The sequence below is a fragment of the Plebeiibacterium sediminum genome (assembly GCF_026013605.1).
Taxonomy (GTDB): domain Bacteria; phylum Bacteroidota; class Bacteroidia; order Bacteroidales; family Marinilabiliaceae; genus Saccharicrinis; species Saccharicrinis sediminus.
On the sequence record NZ_JAPDPJ010000140.1, the window covers coordinates 1 to 4,410 of the forward strand.

Consider the following 4,410-nt stretch of genomic DNA (forward strand, 5'->3'; position numbering starts at 1 on the left):
AAGGAAGAGGTTCTTTGGCTAAAAATATTACTGGAAATATACATCAAAACATATAGCATAGATCCAGTAATTATTTGTTCGTAAGGATTAACTAACTAATAATGAAAAATTTTGAAGAGGATTTTCCTCTTAGATTAAAAGTAAAAACGAAAAAAGAATTTCGTCTTAAAAAAGCATTTGGATGTTGTTATTCTGGAGTAGTTGATATCCCAAAAAAGTTCAATAATGTAAGAATTTCAAGAATTCAAAACTATATTGAAATGGGTGGTTGTAAGTATTGTTTTCCTCATGGCAGAGAAACACCCAACTCAACTATTTCAAAACAACGAAATAAAAATTGGAAAAGATACCGCAATACAAGATGGAAATGATTTAAAAGGCATCAGTTATGGTGCCTTTTTTTAATAATATCTGGCTTTTTTGTATTCCATATTTACATCTTCAATATCTGAATGTACTTCTTTATTTGCTAATGAAAGTCTTGCCTTCAATCTATTTTTTTTATTTTCAGATCTGTTATGAAGTGTTTTTATTCTGCACCATTTACACCCACAATTTAGTGAATGATTTTTGCTCAGATAGTTTGTTCCCCTGTATCCCCAACCAAAGGAATCCCATAATTTCTTTCTTTTTTCTGCGTAATGACGGTCTTTGTTAGTAAGCATCAAGTATAATTTAAATTATATTTCAAAAAATGCAGCGTTTTTAAATTCATGATGTTCACCCAAATGTACATATCCTAGTTGATTTGTAACTAAATTTGTACCATTAATTTCTTTTTCAGGCATATTATCATGATGATGGCCATAGATCCAATAATCAACATCTAAATCATGAATTAATGGATGTAATTCTGTTACAAAAGCGGGACTGATAATTGATGTTTTGTATTTCTCTGGATTACACAGCTGACTTGGAACATGATGAGTAACAATTACTTTTTTAGAGGCTTTAGAGTTGACAATTGATTGCTGAAGAAATGCAATACTTCTTTCATGTAATTCATTAAAAATGTCTGTATTCAAATCTTTTCCATGATATTTGATTTTATAAAAATCACTTACATTATTTTCAATATATAGAGATTTATCATTTGGTATATTTGACCATAAAGTGCTAAAAAAGAATTCCACTCCTTCAATAGCAATAGATGTGTTGTTAACCATCCATATATTTTCCCTTATGGATTCAAATACAGGTTTATCAATAATCCTTAAATCTTTACCGGTATAGAACTCATGATTTCCCGGAACATAATATACTGCTTTAAAACGTTTCGAAATATAATCAAAGAAAGAGTGTTTAAAATGCTTCTTTCCCCAATAAGTTATGTCTCCAGCCAGAACTAGAATATCTCCAACTGAATTCATTGGATTTTTATGAAGATATAAACTATTCTGGATAAACTCCAGATGTAGATCGGAACAATATTGAATAACCATAAGGGAAAAAAGGATTTGAATTCAAACAAAATAAATAAAAAGTTCAATAGTCAACAATGATTTACTATTTTTGAGGCTGAAATATTAAAATAATTGTTGCGTCACTGACGCTTCTCCTTAGAAAAACGACCAATTTTATCAAGAGAGAGAAGTCAGAAAGTGAATGCACCCTGATATGGGTGTGTTCCTTTCGCTTGTATGGTTCTCTCAGGTGCTTGGTCGTACCTTCTAAGGCTATATAAAGCAAAGGTTCATGCCCACCTTCATTTATAGGCGGTAGTGAACCAATAAAGGAACGAGCCTATGACCAGTTATCATTTCGATGAATCAAAAATAGATCCGTATTTTAGTAAGTTATCTTATGATGAACTCAAGGAGGTAATTTGCCACTTTCATAAAAAAGATTGTACTCTTCCAAAGATTATGGAAAAGTACAATCTTGAAAAGGTAACTAATACTCAATTCCTAAAATTACTGCCACCAATTGTACATCCAGATAATATATGCCCAACATGTGGAGAAACCTCTCATAAGCTTCATATTAAAAGAGGAAAACTATCTAATCCAATTTGTCCATCATGTCATAAAGAAATGTTTTCAGAGGTTGATCCTTATGAAAAGTTATTTCCGTATGACGATCTTTGGGAAGATGCGGCTTATTCCTACAAAAAAGGCAATGTCAAGACAATAAAAATATCCCGAGAACAATTCGAAACACTTGATCTTGATGTCAAATTATTTTTGGGGAGTTTAATTCATACAGGTATTTCGAAGGACTTTAAAGTTATAGGTGCTAGAACTGTAGGAGATGGGGATCCAGCACCCAATATATTTTACCTTAAACATTTAATGACAGAGCTAGGAGTTGGAAACCATTCTCCCTATGCAATTTATATTGAAATTGAAGAAAATATAGCTAGAAAATATTTTATGCCATTTAGAAGACTAGACCTTTCATTGGAAGAGCAATTGGAACTATGGAGGAAAGTTGCATTAAACGAGGTGATTGAGATTTTTTATGGTAGTCTGGACTCTAGAGGCCTTGTTACAAATCAAAAAGAAGCAATCGCTCCAATTATGGCTGATCTGCTCAAGCTATATTCTGTTGGACAAATGGTGAATCTGATATGGCAAGCGTTAAATTTTAAATATGATGAATACCTAAAAGGTATGAGAGACAAAAATCATACTGCTAATTCCATTATTTACGCTTGTCTGAACTTTGGAGAATCTAAGAAAAGGCGAAATCAAAAAGTTCAATGTTTTAATAGACCTGCACAATTTCCTCAATCAGAATTATCAAAATATCTTTTTAATGATGTATTGAAAATTGGAGATGTTGGATACAGAGAGATTCCTTCTGAAATGGAATTAATGAAAGATCTGATTACAACAAAACAAGGAGATATTCACACATTTAATACTATAAAAACTAACAAATGAACCAGATTAATCTTATTACGAAATTATTCGTAATTGTACTACTAAGTTTATCGCAATTTACAAATGCGCAGAAATTTGAAAAAAGTGATGATCCTTTTACTGCTATAAATGGAGTTACGTATCACCTTGGAGATACGCTTGTTGTATGTTCTCCTGCAGATTATAGTGATACATACAAATACTATTACATTGGAAAAAATCTTACTCCACAAAAAAGAGGCGCTTATAGAAGTGATGTAATTAACAAAGGACAAGACTTTGGAGGGAATTATGAAGCTCATATCATTAAACAATTTAGAGTATACGATGATAACAGAACTCTAGCAATAACCAATAAGATGTTCAATTTCGGTATTGATATTAATAATGCATTGCAGACAGGAGAAATTGCCTGTCCTGAATATTATGAATATTGGGAAGACACAACGAGATTCTTTACTCCTAAGAATGCATTTATTGCATCGAAAAAACTCAGTGGCGAGATCAATAATAATGTGATAAAGGAATATGCATTCAGATATGATAGAAAAGCCTATAAGCAAAATTATTCTGATGAATTTTCATTTCATTCCTATGTTTCAACTAAGAAAAAAGAATTAATAGATGAAATTGAATGCTTCGAAATTGGAAGAACATATATACAACCAGTAACGCTGGAGTTTGGAAGTTATGATTTTGATACGGAATCTTTTCCAATGAATTGGGATGGAGAAAGTGTACGGTTTTTAAAAGATCAGACAGAAACATTAATTGCTGAAGATATTAATGGTCAGGGAATCGATTTAACAGACTTGTGTATTTACTTTGAAAATACAGATGCGTTTCAAAAAATTAAATTGAATCCAAATAAAGCAAAATTACTTATAGACTACCGTAAATCATCAAGCGGTAGAGTTGATCGCACTATTTCTGCTGGGATTTGGTTTAAGATTAAACATTTAGCAGATGAACAATATTGTGCAAAAAAAGGAATTAAAGATTTGTCCAAACAATATCTTGTTTGTGAAATCCAAAGAATCGATTTTTTTGAAGATAAGACCTGTAAGTACAGATATTTAAGTACTTCTAAATAAATTTACAGGAGAGTCTTACTCTCCACTTTTTGGTTTTCAAGGGAGGCAACGGCCTCCCATTTTTTTTATATTAATGATTATGAAAAATATACAGTAAAATTAATTACTCAAAAAGAAGATAGCTTGGTTTTACCATTCCCTGAAGAAATTATTACCGAATAAGGTTTTCATTAAGACATGTAGTCTCAATTATTTAATTGATAAAGTATGTGTGATTAGGTGGGTTATAAAACCTATTAAACGAAAATGCCTAATATATAAAGGCACAATAATAGATTATAAATAAGAACCATGTATAATTAGGTGGGTTATATTGTAAGAATTGATAGTTATGTAGATAATTCAATGATCAAAAAAAAGAGGATGTAAAATAAACACTGTCTGTAAGCAACAAATTATTAATATTGTGACTTATGGCAGAAAAGAAAAAAGAATCCCCAGAATATATTGCA

At 31.0% G+C, this 4,410-nt stretch carries 5 protein-coding genes; 3 read left to right on the plus strand and 2 right to left on the minus strand.

What is annotated here, in order from left to right; translation table 11 throughout:
- Nucleotides 1–101: 101 nt before the first annotated feature.
- A complete protein-coding gene (locus tag OM075_RS24285; protein ID WP_301193156.1) occupies nucleotides 102–371 on the plus strand; it encodes a hypothetical protein in 270 nt (89 codons plus the stop codon).
- Nucleotides 372–401: 30 nt separating this feature from the next.
- Here OM075_RS24285 and OM075_RS24290 read toward each other — a convergent pair whose 3' ends face one another.
- Together OM075_RS24290 and OM075_RS24295 are read right to left on the minus strand one after the other, a co-directional pair.
- Nucleotides 402–665: a hypothetical protein gene (locus OM075_RS24290; RefSeq protein WP_301193157.1), complete on the minus strand. Its 264-nt coding sequence runs from the start codon at nucleotides 663–665 to the stop codon at nucleotides 402–404.
- Between the two features lie 15 nt (nucleotides 666–680).
- On the minus strand, nucleotides 681–1,442 hold the full coding sequence (locus tag OM075_RS24295) for a metallophosphoesterase (protein WP_301193158.1): 762 nt from the start codon (nucleotides 1,440–1,442) through the stop codon (nucleotides 681–683).
- A gap of 303 nt (nucleotides 1,443–1,745) precedes the next feature.
- Between OM075_RS24295 and OM075_RS24300 the strand changes: the two genes are divergently transcribed.
- Both OM075_RS24300 and OM075_RS24305 read left to right on the plus strand, forming a co-directional pair.
- Entirely contained in the window at nucleotides 1,746–2,885 is a 1,140-nt protein-coding gene (locus tag OM075_RS24300; protein WP_301193159.1) for a hypothetical protein, read from the plus strand.
- Complete coding sequence (locus tag OM075_RS24305; protein WP_301193160.1) at nucleotides 2,882–3,958, plus strand: DUF4852 domain-containing protein; 1,077 nt, start codon at nucleotides 2,882–2,884, stop codon at nucleotides 3,956–3,958. The genes OM075_RS24300 and OM075_RS24305 overlap by 4 nt, the downstream gene beginning before the upstream one ends.
- Nucleotides 3,959–4,410 lie beyond the last annotated feature (452 nt).